14 protein-coding genes are annotated in these 14,414 nt (G+C 62.5%); 10 read left to right on the top strand and 4 right to left on the bottom strand.

The window, feature by feature from the left end:
- Window positions 1-92: 92 nt before the first annotated feature.
- Entirely contained in the window at window positions 93-872 is a 780-nt protein-coding gene (yaaA, locus tag ACLCGK_RS09110) for a peroxide stress protein YaaA (RefSeq protein ID WP_085721000.1), read from the bottom strand.
- A gap of 136 nt (window positions 873-1,008) precedes the next feature.
- On the opposite strand from yaaA, the gene ACLCGK_RS09105 reads away from it, so the two are divergent.
- The 5 genes from ACLCGK_RS09105 to moaE all read left to right on the top strand — a co-directional run bounded on the left by ACLCGK_RS09105 (window position 1,009) and on the right by moaE (window position 5,272).
- The gene (locus ACLCGK_RS09105; protein WP_410951852.1) at window positions 1,009-2,136 is read left to right on the top strand and encodes a polysaccharide deacetylase family protein; all 1,128 of its coding nucleotides are present in this window, start codon (window positions 1,009-1,011) and stop codon (window positions 2,134-2,136) included.
- Between the two features lie 461 nt (window positions 2,137-2,597).
- A complete protein-coding gene (locus tag ACLCGK_RS09100) occupies window positions 2,598-3,992 on the top strand; it encodes a PhoH family protein (RefSeq protein WP_013974146.1) in 1,395 nt (464 codons plus the stop codon).
- Between the two features lie 115 nt (window positions 3,993-4,107).
- Entirely contained in the window at window positions 4,108-4,578 is a 471-nt protein-coding gene (gene moaC / locus ACLCGK_RS09095) for a cyclic pyranopterin monophosphate synthase MoaC (protein ID WP_013974145.1), read from the top strand.
- A complete protein-coding gene (moaD, locus tag ACLCGK_RS09090; RefSeq protein WP_003251777.1) occupies window positions 4,578-4,823 on the top strand; it encodes a molybdopterin converting factor subunit 1 in 246 nt (81 codons plus the stop codon). Before moaC ends, moaD begins: the two co-directional genes overlap by 1 nt.
- A gap of 2 nt (window positions 4,824-4,825) precedes the next feature.
- Window positions 4,826-5,272 carry a molybdopterin synthase catalytic subunit MoaE gene (gene moaE / locus ACLCGK_RS09085; RefSeq protein WP_085721003.1) on the top strand — a complete coding sequence of 149 codons (447 nt, stop codon included), beginning with the start codon at window positions 4,826-4,828 and terminating at the stop codon, window positions 5,270-5,272.
- Between the two features lie 128 nt (window positions 5,273-5,400).
- Here the strand turns inward: moaE and rhlB are convergent, their stop codons facing one another.
- The gene (rhlB, locus tag ACLCGK_RS09080; RefSeq protein WP_054573302.1) at window positions 5,401-6,864 is read right to left on the bottom strand and encodes an ATP-dependent RNA helicase RhlB; all 1,464 of its coding nucleotides are present in this window, start codon (window positions 6,862-6,864) and stop codon (window positions 5,401-5,403) included.
- Window positions 6,865-6,965: 101 nt separating this feature from the next.
- Window positions 6,966-7,622, bottom strand: coding sequence for an alpha/beta hydrolase (locus ACLCGK_RS09075; RefSeq protein ID WP_410951851.1), 657 nt, complete (start codon window positions 7,620-7,622; stop codon window positions 6,966-6,968).
- Window positions 7,623-7,953: 331 nt separating this feature from the next.
- On the opposite strand from ACLCGK_RS09075, the gene ACLCGK_RS09070 reads away from it, so the two are divergent.
- The 4 genes from ACLCGK_RS09070 to ACLCGK_RS09055 all read left to right on the top strand — a co-directional run bounded on the left by ACLCGK_RS09070 (window position 7,954) and on the right by ACLCGK_RS09055 (window position 12,111).
- Window positions 7,954-8,982: an amino acid ABC transporter substrate-binding protein gene (locus ACLCGK_RS09070; protein WP_015271736.1), complete on the top strand. Its 1,029-nt coding sequence runs from the start codon at window positions 7,954-7,956 to the stop codon at window positions 8,980-8,982.
- A 67-nt stretch (window positions 8,983-9,049) separates the two neighbouring features.
- Window positions 9,050-10,228 carry an amino acid ABC transporter permease gene (locus ACLCGK_RS09065; RefSeq protein ID WP_015271735.1) on the top strand — a complete coding sequence of 393 codons (1,179 nt, stop codon included), beginning with the start codon at window positions 9,050-9,052 and terminating at the stop codon, window positions 10,226-10,228.
- 10 nt (window positions 10,229-10,238) lie between these two features.
- Entirely contained in the window at window positions 10,239-11,336 is a 1,098-nt protein-coding gene (locus ACLCGK_RS09060; RefSeq protein WP_013974139.1) for an amino acid ABC transporter permease, read from the top strand.
- Between the two features lie 10 nt (window positions 11,337-11,346).
- Window positions 11,347-12,111, top strand: coding sequence for an amino acid ABC transporter ATP-binding protein (locus tag ACLCGK_RS09055; protein WP_003251792.1), 765 nt, complete (start codon window positions 11,347-11,349; stop codon window positions 12,109-12,111).
- Window positions 12,112-12,248: 137 nt separating this feature from the next.
- Here ACLCGK_RS09055 and algW read toward each other — a convergent pair whose 3' ends face one another.
- Entirely contained in the window at window positions 12,249-13,409 is a 1,161-nt protein-coding gene (gene algW, locus ACLCGK_RS09050) for a Do family serine endopeptidase AlgW (RefSeq protein ID WP_015271734.1), read from the bottom strand.
- A gap of 167 nt (window positions 13,410-13,576) precedes the next feature.
- On the opposite strand from algW, the gene ACLCGK_RS09045 reads away from it, so the two are divergent.
- A complete protein-coding gene (locus ACLCGK_RS09045) occupies window positions 13,577-14,335 on the top strand; it encodes a Nif3-like dinuclear metal center hexameric protein (protein WP_410951850.1) in 759 nt (252 codons plus the stop codon).
- Window positions 14,336-14,414 lie beyond the last annotated feature (79 nt).

The raw sequence follows: 14,414 nt of genomic DNA, 5'->3' as shown, positions 1-14,414 counted from the left end.
GACCCCCCCGTCCCCAGTTTTTTGCCCCTGAGTTTGGGTTGGTGGGCCGTACCGGGGGGAGCGGGCGTGCCCGCGAAAGCGGTGCTACAGGCTTACTCGGTGGGATGATCGCGCAGGAACACCAGGTGGTCCGGCTTCGACTGCTCGGCACTGTAGTAGTACCCCTGCACATCGAACTGCTTGAGCTGCTCCGGGTCGCTGATGCGCTGCTGGATCACGAAGCGGCTCATCATGCCGCGGGCTTTCTTGGCGTAAAAACTGATGATCTTGTATTGGCCGTTCTTCAGGTCCTTGAAGTCGACGTTGATCACCCGGGCCTTGAGCGCACTGCGTTTCACCGCGCTGAAATACTCGTTGCTGGCCAGGTTCAGCAGCACATCATCGCCCTGTTCGGCCAAGGCCTGGTTCAGCCATTCGCTAATGCGCGTGCCCCAGAACGCATACAGATCCTTGCCGCGGGCGTTGGCCAGCTTGGTGCCCATTTCCAGGCGGTAAGGTTGCATCAGGTCGAGCGGGCGCAGCAGGCCATACAGGCCCGAAAGCATGCGCAAGTGCTGCTGGGCATAGCTGAAATCGTCCTCGCCCAGGCTTTCGGCGTCGAGGCCTGTATACACGTCACCCTTGAACGCCAGCAGCGCTTGCTTGGCATTGGCCGGGGTGAAGTCCGGGGTCCAGCTGCCGAACCGCGCGGCATTCAGGCCGGCGAGCTTGTCGGACAGGTGCATCAGTTCGCTGATCTGTGCTGGCGACAGGTCGCGCAACTGCTGGATCAGCTCCTGAGAGTCGTCCAGGTACTGGGGCAGGGTGAAACGCTCGGTCACCGGCGGGGTTTCGTAGTCGAGGGTCTTGGCGGGTGATATCACCGTCAGCATCGGGTCGGCTCCTGGCATCGTAGGCCGGGAATTCTACGGGCTGGGCGGTGCAAGTCCAAACTATGGCGACGATAGTCACAGACCATGGCCGGTGCAGAGGCTATAGTGCGCGTTTCGCCGTTGCGGAGCTTCAACCGTGCGTATTGCCTCTGCCTTGCTGGCCGCTCTGCTGAGCCTGGCCGTGCAAGCCGCCCCTTCAACCCAGGTGAGCCTGGACCGCAGCCTGTGGCCCGAAAAGCTGGACAGCCCGGCGTTGTTCGATGTGGCCTCGCGGGCCGAGATCCTCTCGTTCGCCCAGGTGCTGCATGAAAGCGAACTGCTGGACGACGCGGCGCTGGCGGCACGCTTGGGGCTACGGCAGGTCAACCTGCAGAAGGTGCGCCTGGTGCGGGCGCGCATGTGGCAGCGGTTGTGGGAAGGTTATCAACAGGCGCAGCGCAGTTGCGAACAGGATGCGTCGTTCTGCTATCCGGTTACGTCGATGGCGGAGTTGCGCACGCAGGCAGCGACGTTCGCTGCCGATGTCGGCACGTTCTATACGGGCTGGATCGAGCCGAGCCACCAGTTCCATGTGCGGTACCTGGACGAACAACTGCGCAAGGCTGCGTTGCTGCCGCAGACCAGCAGCGAGGTGGAGCGGTTGTCCTCACGCGAGCGCAATGGGGATGAGCTGAACGATCGCATGTTCCTGCTGACCTTCGTCGGCGGGCCCGGGCCGGATGGCGGCAGTACCGATCTGCTGACTGATTATCTGCGCCGGCAAAAGCTTGAAGGCACGTTCTTCGTGCTCGGCAACCGCCTGCAGCAACGGCGCGACGCCGGGGCGGCAGATGCCTTGCGCCAGCTCTATGGCGGGCAGTGCGTGGGGATACAGGGTTGGGAGTACCGCTCCCATGCGCAGTGGACAGACTGGCAGGATTCATTGCGGCGCAGCCAGGCGCGGGTGCAGGCCGACCTGCCGGAGCAGTATGTACCGTTGTTTCGGCCGCCCTACGGGCAGCGCCGGGCCGATGGCGAGGCGTTCATGGCCAGCCAGCAGTTGCAGGTGTCGTTGTGGGACATCGATGCCCAGGATGATGGCGCACTGAGCGCCGAGGCCTCTGCCCAGCGGGTGCTGACCTTGATGCTGCTGTGGCGCAAGGGGGTGATCCAGTTCCATGACAGCCTGCCCAGGGCGCAGCCGGCGGTGGAGTGGTTGTTGCGCAATACGGCGCAGAGCGGGATTGGTTGGGAAGATTGCCAGGGATATGCCAACCGAGGGTGAGAGGGGGCTGCTGCGCAGCCCATCGCCGGCAAGCCAGCTCCCACCTCGACCGCATCGGCCTCAAGCCATGCGCTGTCCCTGTGGGAGCTGGCTTGCCGGCGATGAGGCCAGTACAGGCAACACAACACAGTTGCTCTTACAGGTTAGGTGCATGGCTTGCTGGCGTTGACCCATGCAATGGCAGCCTGATTTTTGACTGTAGTCCTCGCGCGCCCCCTCGCCAACCCCTGTTCGTCATTTGGAAAAATAAACTTCACCTGCACGTAAAAAGACTTTTTTTAGTCATCATTTTTGCGGTATGAAGAAACCAGACAGCCGATTCCTGCAGCACAGGTGGCGTCATCCAGGCCCACCTAGCCAGGTTCGCTTCCCGCCCGTAACGACGCGGATACGGGGACAGCGGCAGTCACTCTGCGGCGTAACAGACCACGCCGTGTGGCTTCGACATAAGGTGACCGAGTATGGATGACCAAGGACGCAACCCTTCCTCCAGCAAGCCTATCCTGTATGTGCTCGATACCAACGTCCTGATTCACGACCCCAACGCGTTACTGAACTTCGAGGAGCACCATGTCGCCATCCCGATGACGGTGCTGGAGGAACTCGACAAGCTCAAGACCGGCAAACAGACCATCGCCGCCGAATGCCGCCAGGCCATTCGCCTGATCGACCAGACCCTTGGTGACGCCTCGCCCAGCGATGTCGAGCAGGGCGTGCCGATCCAGCGTGGCAAGAGCGGGCCCAAGGGCTTCCTGTCCATCCTGATGACTCCGCGCAACGAGCCGAACAAGCTGCTGCCGGAAAACCTCAACGACAACATCATCATCAACCAGTTGCTCGAAGTACGGGCCCGGCGCACCGACCTGGACGTTGTGCTGGTCACCAAAGACATCAACATGCGCCTGAAGGCACGTGCCTGTGGCATCGCGGCCGAGGACTACAGCACCGACCAACTGGTCGATGACGTGTCATTGCTGTCCAAGGGCTACCATTCGGTCACCGGCTCGTTCTGGGACCGGGTGAGCAAGGTCGATACCCGCCAGGAGCGCGGCCGCACCTGGCACCGCGTGCAATTGATCGACAACCTGCCGGCGGTTCACGTCAACGAGTTCATCATCGATGAACAGGGCTTCGTCGGCTGGATCAAGGGTATCCGCAACGACGAACTGCTGTTGCTGGACCTGCACCAGGAACCGCTGCTGCACCAGGAAGCCTGGGGCTTGAAACCGCGGGACATCCACCAGAGCCTGGCGTTGTTCGCCCTGCTTGACCCGGATATCCACCTGGTCAACCTGACCGGCGCCGCCGGTTCCGGCAAGACCATCCTGGCCCTGGCCGCAGCCATCGAACAGACCATGGTAAGCAAGCGCTACCGGCGCATCATCGCCACCCGCAGTGTGCAGGGGCTGGACCAGGAGATCGGCTTCCTGCCGGGCACCGAGGCCGAGAAGATGGAACCTTGGCTGGGCGCCATCACCGACAACCTCGAGGCCTTGCACATGGATGACGAAAGCACCCATGGCAGCGTCGAGTACATCCTCGAGCGCGTGCCGTTGCAGTTCAAGTCGCTTAACTACATCCGTGGCCGTAGCTTCCAGCAGAGCCTGATCCTGATCGACGAGTGCCAGAACCTGACGCCGCACCAGATGAAAACCATCATCACCCGTGCCGGCTCCGGGTCCAAGGTAGTCTGCCTGGGCAACCTGGCGCAGATCGATACCCCCTACCTGTCCGCGACCAGCTCGGGCCTGACCTACCTGACCGAGCGCTTCAAGGACTTCCCCCATGGCGTGCACATCACCCTGCAGGGCGTGCCACGCTCGGTGCTGGCCGAGTACGCCGAGTCGCATCTGTAACCCTCTCCGCCGGGCGGTTCGCCGCCCGGCTTTTTCGCGGGCACGGTTGACGCACCCTCTGCTCAAACCTGACTCACAGGTTTACACTGCGAGTTCCCTTCACAGGAGCAGAGCAGTGCTGACACATCTTGATTCCCAGGGGCGGGCCAACATGGTCGACGTCACTGAAAAGGCCGTGACCGAGCGCGAGGCCACCGCCGAGGCGCGGGTGCGCATGTTGCCGCAGACCTTGCAGATGATCGTCGACGGTGAACACCCCAAGGGCGACGTGTTCGCCGTGGCGCGCATTGCCGGGATCCAGGCGGCGAAGAAGACCAGCGAACTGATCCCGCTGTGCCACCCGCTGATGCTGACCAGCGTCAAGGTCGAACTGAGTGCCGAGGGGCAGGACGCCGTGCGTATCGTCGCCCGCTGCAAGCTGGCCGGGCAGACCGGCGTGGAGATGGAGGCGCTGACTGCAGCCAGCGTGGCTGCGCTGACGATCTATGACATGTGCAAGGCTGTGGATAAAGGTATGGTCATCGAGCAGGTGCGCCTGCTGGAAAAACTCGGCGGCAAGAGTGGCCACTACAAGGTGGAGGCGTGATGAAGGTCAAGGTGATGTACTTCGCCCGTTACCGCGAATTGTTGGGCGTGGATGCCGAGCGGGTGGAGGGTGCGTTCAAGGTGCTCGACGATGTGCGCCAGGCCTTGGTGGCCAAGGGCGGGCAGTATGAAGTGCTGGCCGAGCAGAACCTGATGTGTGCGCGCAACGAAGAACTGTGCAAGCTCGATGAGCCGCTGGAAGAGGGCGATGAAGTGGCGTTCTTCCCGCCGGTGACCGGAGGCTGAACATGGCTGTGCGAGTACAGGAGGGCGCGTTCGACCCGGGAGCCGAGACCAATGCCATGCACGCGGCCAATGTCGGTGTGGGCGCGGTGGTCGGTTTTGTCGGCTACGTGCGGGATTTCAACGATGGCCGCGAGGTGGCGGGGATGTTCCTCGAGCACTATCCGGGCATGACCGAAAAGGCCTTGGCCAAGATCGTGGTGGAGGCAGAGCAGCGCTGGCCGTTGCTCAAGGTGGAGGTGCTGCACCGCATCGGTGCGCTCGAGCCGGGTGAGCCGATCGTGTTCGTCGGCGTGGCCAGTGCCCATCGGCAGGCGGCGTTCGATGCCTGCAACTTCATCATGGACTATCTGAAGACGCGGGCGCCGTTCTGGAAGAAGGAAAATACCCAGGAAGGGGCACGGTGGGTGGAAGGGAGGCAGAGTGACCAGGATGCCGCTGGGCGCTGGTAGATCCTTGTTTGATGGCCGGGGCGGAGCCCCGGTTCGCGGGTGAACCCGCTCCCACAGGTACACCACAGGTTTTGAAAGCTGTGCAGTACCTGTGGGAGCGGGTTTACCCGCGAAGAGGCCGGCATAGGTTAATGGTGCTTGCGCGGCACCGGCTTCAGCAGCTCATCCGGCGGCATTTCACACTTGATCTTGCGCCCCAGCAGCTCTTCGATCGCTGGCAGCTGGTACGAGTCATCCTCACCGGCAAAGCTGATCGACACACCACTGGTGCCAGCACGGCCTGTCCGGCCAATGCGGTGCACGTAGTCGTCCGGGTCTTCCGGCAGGGTGAAGTTGATCACGTGGCTGATGCCATCGATATGAATGCCCCGCCCCGCCACGTCGGTGGCCACCAGCACGGTGATGCGCCCTTCGCGGAAGTTCTCCAGGGTACGGATACGCTTGTGCTGCGGCACGTCACCCGACAACTGCGCGGCATTGATGCCGTCGCGCACCAGTTTTTCCTCGATGCGCCGCACTTCGTCCTTGCGGTTGGCGAACACCATCACCCGTTCCCACTTGTTCTGGGTCACCAGGTTGTACAGCAGCTTGTACTTGTCGCTGCCGGCCACCGCATAGACGTGCTGCTCCACCGTTTCGCTGGCAACGTTCTCCGGCTCGATCTCGACGATGGCCGGGTTGGTGGTCCACTGCTTGGCCAGGTTCATCACGTCGTCGGTGAAGGTGGCGGAGAACAGCAGGGTCTGGCGCTCGCTTTTCGGCGGCGTCTGGCGAATGATCTGGCGCACCTGGGGGATGAAGCCCATGTCGAGCATGCGGTCGGCTTCGTCCAGCACCATCACTTCGACCATGTCCAGGTGCACCTCACCGCGCTGGTTGAAGTCCAGCAGGCGCCCCGGAGTGGCCACCAGGATGTCGCAATGGCGCGCTTCCAGGGCCTTGAGCTGCTTGTCGAAGTCCATTCCGCCGACGAAGCTCATCACGTTCAGGCCGGTGTACTTGGTCAGGGCGATGGCGTCCTTGGCGATCTGCACCACCAGCTCACGGGTGGGCGCGATGATCAGCGCACGTGGCTCGCCCATGTAGCGTTCCTTCGGCGGCGGCGTCTGCTGCAGCTGGGAAATGATCGAGATCAGGAACGCCGCAGTCTTGCCGGTACCGGTCTGGGCCCGGCCGATGGCGTCCTGACCGCGCAGGGTGTAGCCCAGCACCTGTGCCTGGATCGGCGTGCAGTACGGGAAGCCCAGGTCGTGGATGGCATGCATCAGTTCGTTGGACAGCTTGAAGTCGTGGAAGCGGGTCTTGCCTTCCTGTGGCTCGACCACGAAGTCTTCCGGTTTCCACAGGCTGGCCTGCGGCTTGGGCTTGCGCTCGCGACGCGGTTTGTCCTTGGCCGGCTTGTCGGCGGCTGGCGTAACGGCGGCAGGCTGTTCGGCCTGGGGAGTGGGGGTGGCGCGTGGTGCGGCCGGTTTTTCCGCAGGCCGGGCCTCGCTGGTGGGTGCGGGCGCAGGCGGCGTCACGCTGGCAGCAGGAGCGACGGCCTGTGGCGCGGCGTCTCCCTTGCCGAAAATTTTCTTGAGTGCCTTGAGCACGATCGTCTCATCAACTGGTTAAGGAATGTACGCCGGGCAGTGTAATGCAAGATTCAGGCGCGGCGTAGTGGAATAGCCTTACAACTACAGACAGCCCTGGCTTATTGCAATTGCTTGCTCAGCCAGTCGTGGATGTCGCTCAACTCTTCCACCACCACTTCGTGTTCCATCGGGTATTCGTGCCAGCGGGCGGCAACGCCCCAGGTATTGAGGTACTCGAAGGCGGTGCGGCCCATGGAAGGGATCACCACCGGGTCGTGCACACCATGCAGGCACAGGGCCGGGGTGCGTTGCTGGCAGGCGCTCAACTGATGCTGGTCGTTGAAGGTGGGGGCGTAGGTGGACAAGGCGATCACGCCACCCAGCGCTTCTTGCCACTTTATATAGGCAGTGTGCAGAACCACCGCGCCACCCTGGGAGAAGCCAGCCAGGAAAATCCGCGACAGGCTGATGCCTTTGGCCTGCTCGGCCTTGATCAGGCTAATGACCTGTTCGGCCGATTTCTCCAGCTGCGCCTCGTCGATGGCGCGGGCCGGGGTCATGGCCTTGATGTCGTACCAGCTGGGCATGGCGTAGCCGCCGTTGATGGTTACCGGGCGGGTGGGAGCCTGGGGCATGACGAAACGGGTGCTGAGCAGGCGTTCCTGCATGAATTCGGCCACTGGTAGGAAGTCGTAACGGTCGGCACCCAGGCCGTGCAACCAGATCACACAGGCGTCTGCGGTTTTCTGCGGTTCGAGAATCAGTGGGTTGGTCATGACTGCTCCGAAAGTGTGCGGGTCTTGTTATGGCGTGCGTGAAAAGAAGGCGCTGGAAATGATTGTCGGAAAAAGAATGTCGCAACGATACAACTTTCCCTACTTGACGAGCGCTTAAACGCTACAGCCGCAAATTTTGGTACGCGCTTTGCAATTCACCCAATGATGCAAAGGGCAGGCCGTGACGGTAACACCCTTTGCACGCGAAGGCTGTCACAGAACAGTCCATTGCGCCATTGACCCAATAACAAGCCAATACGGGTCGGATACGCCTCAAAAGGGTGCGGTGCAATTCCGGCTCGATACAACAAGAGCGATTTGGAGGTTGTGAATGAAGATGTTGAAAACCACCCTGGCAGTCCTGACCGCTGCCGCCGCGCTGGGCGCCGTGAGCAACGCCCAGGCCGGCGCCACCCTGGATGCGGTAAAGAAGAAGGGCTTCGTCCAGTGTGGCGTGAGCGACGGTCTTCCAGGCTTCTCGGTACCTGATGCGCAGGGCAAGATCGTTGGTATCGACGCCGACGTGTGCCGCGCCGTAGCCGCCGCTGTATTCGGCGACGCGACCAAGGTCAAGTTCAGCCAGCTCAACGCCAAGGAACGCTTCACCGCGCTGCAGTCGGGCGAAGTCGACGTACTGTCGCGCAACACCACCTGGACCAGCTCGCGTGATGCCGGCATGGGCCTGGTGTTCGCCGGTGTTACCTACTATGACGGCGTCGGCTTCCTGGTCAACAAGAAACTCGGTGTTTCCAGCGCCAAGGAGCTTGATGGCGCGACCATCTGCATCCAGGCCGGTACCACCACCGAGCTGAATGTGTCGGACTTCTTCCGCGCCAATGGTCTGAAGTACACGCCGATCACTTTCGATACCTCCGACGAAAGCGCCAAGTCGCTGGAGTCCGGCCGTTGCGACGTGCTGACCTCGGACAAGTCGCAGCTGTTCGCCCAACGCTCCAAACTGGCCGCGCCGACCGAATACGTGGTACTGCCGGAAACCATCTCCAAGGAGCCGCTGGGCCCGGTGGTGCGCAAAGGCGATGAGGAGTGGTTCAGCATCGTCAAGTGGACCCTGTTCGCCATGCTCAACGCCGAAGAGGCAGGCATCACCTCGAAGAACGTCGAGGCCGAGGCCAAAGGCACCAAGAACCCGGACGTCGCTCGCCTGCTGGGTGCGGACGGCGAGTATGGCAAGGACCTCAAGCTGCCCAAGGACTGGGTAGTGCAGATCGTCAAGCAAGTCGGCAACTATGGCGAAGTGTTCGAGAAGAACCTGGGCCAGGGCACCGACCTGAAGATCGACCGTGGCATGAACGCCCTGTGGAACAACGGCGGCATCCAGTACGCGCCACCTGTGCGCTGATGGCTGCACCCTGCGGCGGCATCCCGCCGCCGCAGGCTGTTCGGAACCCTACTTTCCGGGGCACTTCATGCAAAATCGAATCGGCGCACAAAAGGGTTTATCCCTGAGCGATCCACGTGTGCGCGCGTGGCTGTTCCAGATTCTCACGATAGTCTTCGTGGTCGGTCTGGGCTGGTATCTGTTCCACAACACGCAAACCAACCTGCAACACCGGGGTATCACCTCGGGCTTCGACTTTCTCGACCGCAGTGCCGGCTTCGGCATCGCCCAGCACCTGATCCCCTACGTGGAATCAGACAGCTATGCGCGGGTGTTCGTCATCGGCCTGCTCAACACCTTGCTGGTGACGTTCATCGGCGTGGTGCTGGCGACCATCCTTGGCTTCATCATCGGTGTGGCGCGGTTGTCGCCGAACTGGATGATCAACAAGCTGGCGACCGTGTATGTGGAAACCTTCCGCAACATCCCGCCGTTGTTGCAGATCCTGTTCTGGTACTTCGCCGTGTTCCTGACCCTGCCGGGACCGCGGGGCAGCATCAATATCGACGACACCTTCTTCATCAGCAACCGTGGCCTGAACATGCCCGGCGCGTCCATGGCCGAAGGCTTCTGGCCGTTCGTCGTGGCCCTGGTCCTGGCGCTGCTGGCCATCGTGGTGATGGTGCGTTATGCCAACAAGCGCTTCGACGAGACGGGTGAACCATTCCACAAGTTCTGGGTGGGGCTGGCGCTGTTCATCGCCATCCCAGGCGTTTGCGCACTGCTGTTCGGCAGCCCGGTGCACTGGGAAGTGCCGCAATTGAAAGGATTCAACTTCGTCGGTGGCTGGGTACTGATCCCCGAGCTGCTGGCGCTGACCCTGGCGTTGACCATCTACACCGCTGCGTTCATCGCCGAGATCGTGCGCTCCGGTATCCGTTCGGTCAGCCATGGCCAGACCGAGGCCGCGCGTTCGCTGGGCCTGCGCGAGGGGCCGACCCTGCGCAAGGTGATCATCCCCCAGGCACTGCGGGTGATCATTCCGCCGCTGACCAGCCAGTACCTGAACCTGGCGAAGAACTCGTCGCTGGCGGCCGGTATCGGCTATCCGGAGATGGTCTCGCTGTTCGCCGGTACCGTGCTCAACCAGACCGGCCAGGCCATCGAGGTGATCGCCATCACCATGAGTGTCTATCTCGCCATCAGCATCAGTATTTCGCTGCTGATGAACTGGTACAACAAGCGCATTGCGCTGATCGAGCGGTGAGGATACGCCCGTGAATGCCCATGTTTTCAAACCCGACATGCCGCCACCGGTGAAAACCGTCGGCGTGCTCGCATGGATGCGTGCCAATCTGTTCTCCAGCTGGCTCAATACGCTGCTGACCCTGTTTGCCATCTACCTGGTTTGGCTGATCGTGCCGCCGCTGCTGCAGTGGGCGTTGCTTGATGCCAACTGGGTCGGCACCACCCGCGCCGACTGCACCAAGGAGGGCGCCTGCTGGGTGTTCGTGCAGCAGCGTTTCGGCCAGTTCATGTACGGCTACTACCCGGCCGAGTTGCGCTGGCGCGTGGACCTGACCGTGTGGCTTGCCGTGCTTGGCGCCGCCCCGCTGTTCATCAAACGCTTCCCACGCAAGGCCTTCTACGGCCTTGGCTTCCTGGTGGTGTACCCGCTGCTGGCCTACACCCTGCTGCACGGGGGCATGCTGGGCCTGGAAAGCGTACCTACCAGCCAGTGGGGCGGGCTGATGCTGACCCTGGTGATTGCCACCGTGGGCATTGTCGGCGCATTGCCGCTGGGAATCCTGCTGGCCCTGGGGCGGCGCTCGAAAATGCCTGCGGTGAAGGTGGTGTGCGTGACCTTCATCGAGTTCTGGCGCGGCGTGCCGCTGATCACCGTGCTGTTCATGTCATCGGTGATGCTGCCGTTGTTCCTGCCTGAGGGCATGAGCTTCGACAAGCTGCTGCGGGCGATGATCGGCGTGATCCTGTTCCAGTCGGCGTATATCGCCGAGGTGGTGCGTGGCGGCCTCCAGGCCATCCCCAAGGGCCAGTACGAAGCTGCCGCGGCCATGGGCCTTGGCTACTGGCGGGCGATGGGCCTGGTGATTCTGCCGCAGGCGCTCAAGCTGGTAATTCCCGGCATCGTCAACACCTTCATTGCCCTGTTCAAGGACACCAGCCTGGTGATCATCATCGGCCTGTTCGACCTGCTGAACAGCGTCAAGCAAGCTGCTGCCGACCCGGCCTGGCTGGGTATGGCTACCGAGGGCTACGTGTTCGCCGCCCTGGTGTTCTGGATTTTCTGTTTCGGTATGTCCCGCTACTCCATGCATCTGGAGCGCAAGCTGGACACTGGCCACAAGCGTTAGGAGTTTCGAAATGAGTGAAGCGATCAAGCAGCCTGCCGGCCCCGAAGGCATCATCCAGATGCAGGGCGTGAACAAGTGGTACGGCCAGTTCCATGTGCTCAAGGACATCAACCTGAACGTGCGCCAGGGCGAGCGCATCGTGCTGTGCGGGCCGTCCGGCTCTGGCAAGTCCACCACCATCCGTTGCCTCAACCGCCTTGAAGAGCACCAGCAGGGGCGCATCGTGGTCGATGGTGTGGAGCTGACCAACGACCTCAAGCAGATCGAGGCCATCCGCCGCGAAGTGGGCATGGTGTTCCAGCACTTCAACCTGTTCCCGCACCTGAGCATCCTGGAAAACTGCACCCTGGCGCCGATGTGGGTGCGCAAGATGCCGCGGCGCAAGGCCGAGGAAATCGCCATGCACTACCTGGAGCGGGTGCGTATTCCGGAGCAGGCGCACAAGTACCCGGGGCAGTTGTCCGGTGGTCAGCAGCAGCGTGTGGCGATTGCCCGCGCGTTGTGCATGAAACCGAAGATCATGCTGTTCGACGAACCGACCTCGGCGCTGGACCCGGAAATGGTCAAGGAAGTGCTCGATACCATGGTGGGCCTGGCCGAGGATGGCATGACCATGCTCTGCGTGACCCACGAGATGGGCTTTGCCCGGACCGTGGCGAACCGGGTGATCTTCATGGACAAGGGCGAGATCGTCGAGCAGGCGGCGCCGGATGACTTCTTCGACCGGCCACGCAGTGACCGGACCAAGTTGTTCCTGAGCCAGATCCTGCATTGATGCAAAAGGGGCCGCTGAAGCGGCCCACCGCCGACAAACCATCCCCCACAGTACCCACACTCCCCACGCTCCTTGTGCAGTACCTGTGGGAGCTGGCTTGCCGGCGGTGGGCTGCAAAGCAGCCCCAGATCGAAGCCTTACTTCTCTTCCTTGGCGACTGCTGGCGCCGGTGGTGGCCGCAGGCCCACCTCGGCGATCAGCTTCAACTGCTGCCCATTGCGCATCACCTCGATGGTAATCTTCTCGTTGGGCTTGATCCGCGCCACCTGGTTCATCGACTTGCGCCCGTCACCGGCCGGCTCGCCGTTGATGCTCAGGATCACGTCACCCAGCTGCAGCCCGGCCTTTGCCGCCGGCCCTTCGCGGAAGATGCCCGCCACCACGATGCCCGGGCGGTCCTTCATGCCGAACGATTCGGCCAGTTCCTGGCTCAGTGGCTGTACTTCGATGCCCAGCCAGCCACGGATCACCTGGCCGTGCTCGATGATCGACTTCATCACCTCCAGTGCCAGTTTCACCGGGATGGCGAAGCCGATACCTTGCGAACCGCCGGACTTGGAGAAGATCGCCGTGTTGATGCCGATCAGGTTGCCGTTGGCATCTACAAGCGCACCGCCGGAGTTACCCGGGTTGATCGCCGCGTCGGTCTGGATGAAATCTTCGTAGTTGTTCAGGCCCAGCTGGTTGCGGCCAGTGGCGCTGATGATGCCCATGGTCACGGTCTGGCCGACCCCGAACGGGTTGCCGATGGCCAGCGACACGTCGCCGATGTGAATGTTATCGGAGCGGCCGATGGTGATTGCCGGCAGGCTCTTCAGGTCTATCTTCAGCACCGCCAGGTCGGTTTCCGGGTCGCTGCCGATGACTCGGGCCAATGTCTCGCGGCCATCCTTCAGGGCCACGACGATCTGGTCGGCGCCGCTGGTGACATGGTTGTTGGTCAGCAGGTAGCCTTCGGGGCTCATGATCACCGCCGAGCCCAGGCTCGACTCCCAGCGGCGCTGCTTGGGCAGGTTGTCGCCGAAGAAACGGCGGAACTGCGGGTCTTCGAACAGCGGGTGGGCGCTCTTGTTCACCACCTTGGTGGTGTACAGGTTGACCACCGCCGGGGCGGCCAGGGTCACGGCGTCGGCGTAGGATACCGGGCCCTGCATGATCCGCGTGGTCTGCGGTGCCTGCTGCAGGTTGACGTCCTGGCTGGGCAGGCCTACCCACTCCGGGAAGCGCTGGATGATCAGCATGGCGATCAGTACGCCGGTAAGCAGGGGCCAGCCAAAATAACGCAAAGCCTTGAACATGAATGAATCCTGGAAATAGCCGGGGACGATGACCGTGCGGTGGGCATGAGCGCGCGCGATCATACACCGGTTCCCCCAGTGCCGGCGACGGCCCATAATGGCCGGCATTATACGGGCGTTGCATGGGCGTTGTGCCCGAGAAAAACGCAGATTTCGAGGAGATTTTCATGGCCGTCGCTCTGAACACCCTGGTCGAGGAAGCCGAGCGTTACCTGGGCAGCGCGAAGATCCAGGATTATTGCCCCAACGGCCTGCAGGTCGAAGGCCGGCCGCAGGTCAGCCGCATCGTCAGCGGCGTTACTGCCAGCCAGGCGTTGCTGGATGCGGCAGTCGAAGCCGAGGCCGACCTGGTGCTGGTGCACCATGGCTACTTCTGGAAGGGAGAGAACCCTTGCGTCACCGGCATCCGGCAGCGCCGGCTGAAAACCCTGTTGAACAACGACATCAGTCTGCTGGCGTTCCACCTGCCGCTGGACGTGCACCCGGAGGTGGGCAACAACGTGCAACTGGCGCGGCAGCTGGACATCACCGTCGAAGGGCCGCTGGACCCGGAGAACCCCAAGGTGGTCGGCCTGGTCGGCTCGCTGGCCGAGCCGATGACTGCGCTCGACTTCGCCCGGCGAGTGCGGGAGGTTCTGGGGCGTGAGCCTTTGCTGGTAGAGGGTGAGCAGATGATCCGGCGGGTCGGCTGGTGTACCGGGGGCGGGCAGGGCTACATCGACACGGCGATTGCGGCCGGGGTGGACCTGTACCTGACCGGCGAGGCGTCGGAACAGACCTACCATAGCGCCCGCGAGAATGGCGTCAGCTTCATTGCCGCCGGGCACCATGCCACCGAGCGGTATGGGGTGCAGGCGCTGGGTGATTACCTGGCGCGGCGCTTTGCCGTGGAGCACCTGTTCATCGATTGCCCGAACCCGATCTGACATCGGCGTCACCTTCTTCGCGGGCGCGGGGGGAGTCGCCCAAAACAGGGGTTCCCTCCCGGGAAGAGGGGGTAGACTA

Source organism: Pseudomonas sp. S1(2024) (genome assembly GCF_046557535.1).
Note: the sequence above shows the minus strand (reverse complement) of the source record. Positions and strands in the feature narration are given on the sequence as shown.

Excerpts from the sequence above, each read along its gene's own strand:
- yaaA (WP_085721000.1), bottom strand. The coding sequence starts at position 872 with ATGCTGACGGTGATATCACCCGCCAAGACCCTCGACTACGAAACCCCG.
- ACLCGK_RS09100 (WP_013974146.1), top strand. The coding sequence starts at position 2,598 with ATGGATGACCAAGGACGCAACCCTTCCTCCAGCAAGCCTATCCTGTAT.
- moaD (WP_003251777.1), top strand. The coding sequence starts at position 4,578 with ATGAAGGTCAAGGTGATGTACTTCGCCCGTTACCGCGAATTGTTGGGC.
- moaE (WP_085721003.1), top strand. The coding sequence starts at position 4,826 with ATGGCTGTGCGAGTACAGGAGGGCGCGTTCGACCCGGGAGCCGAGACC.
- ACLCGK_RS09075 (WP_410951851.1), bottom strand. The coding sequence starts at position 7,622 with ATGACCAACCCACTGATTCTCGAACCGCAGAAAACCGCAGACGCCTGT.
- ACLCGK_RS09070 (WP_015271736.1), top strand. The coding sequence starts at position 7,954 with ATGAAGATGTTGAAAACCACCCTGGCAGTCCTGACCGCTGCCGCCGCG.
- ACLCGK_RS09065 (WP_015271735.1), top strand. The coding sequence starts at position 9,050 with ATGCAAAATCGAATCGGCGCACAAAAGGGTTTATCCCTGAGCGATCCA.
- ACLCGK_RS09055 (WP_003251792.1), top strand. The coding sequence starts at position 11,347 with ATGAGTGAAGCGATCAAGCAGCCTGCCGGCCCCGAAGGCATCATCCAG.
- algW (WP_015271734.1), bottom strand. The coding sequence starts at position 13,409 with ATGTTCAAGGCTTTGCGTTATTTTGGCTGGCCCCTGCTTACCGGCGTA.
- ACLCGK_RS09045 (WP_410951850.1), top strand. The coding sequence starts at position 13,577 with ATGGCCGTCGCTCTGAACACCCTGGTCGAGGAAGCCGAGCGTTACCTG.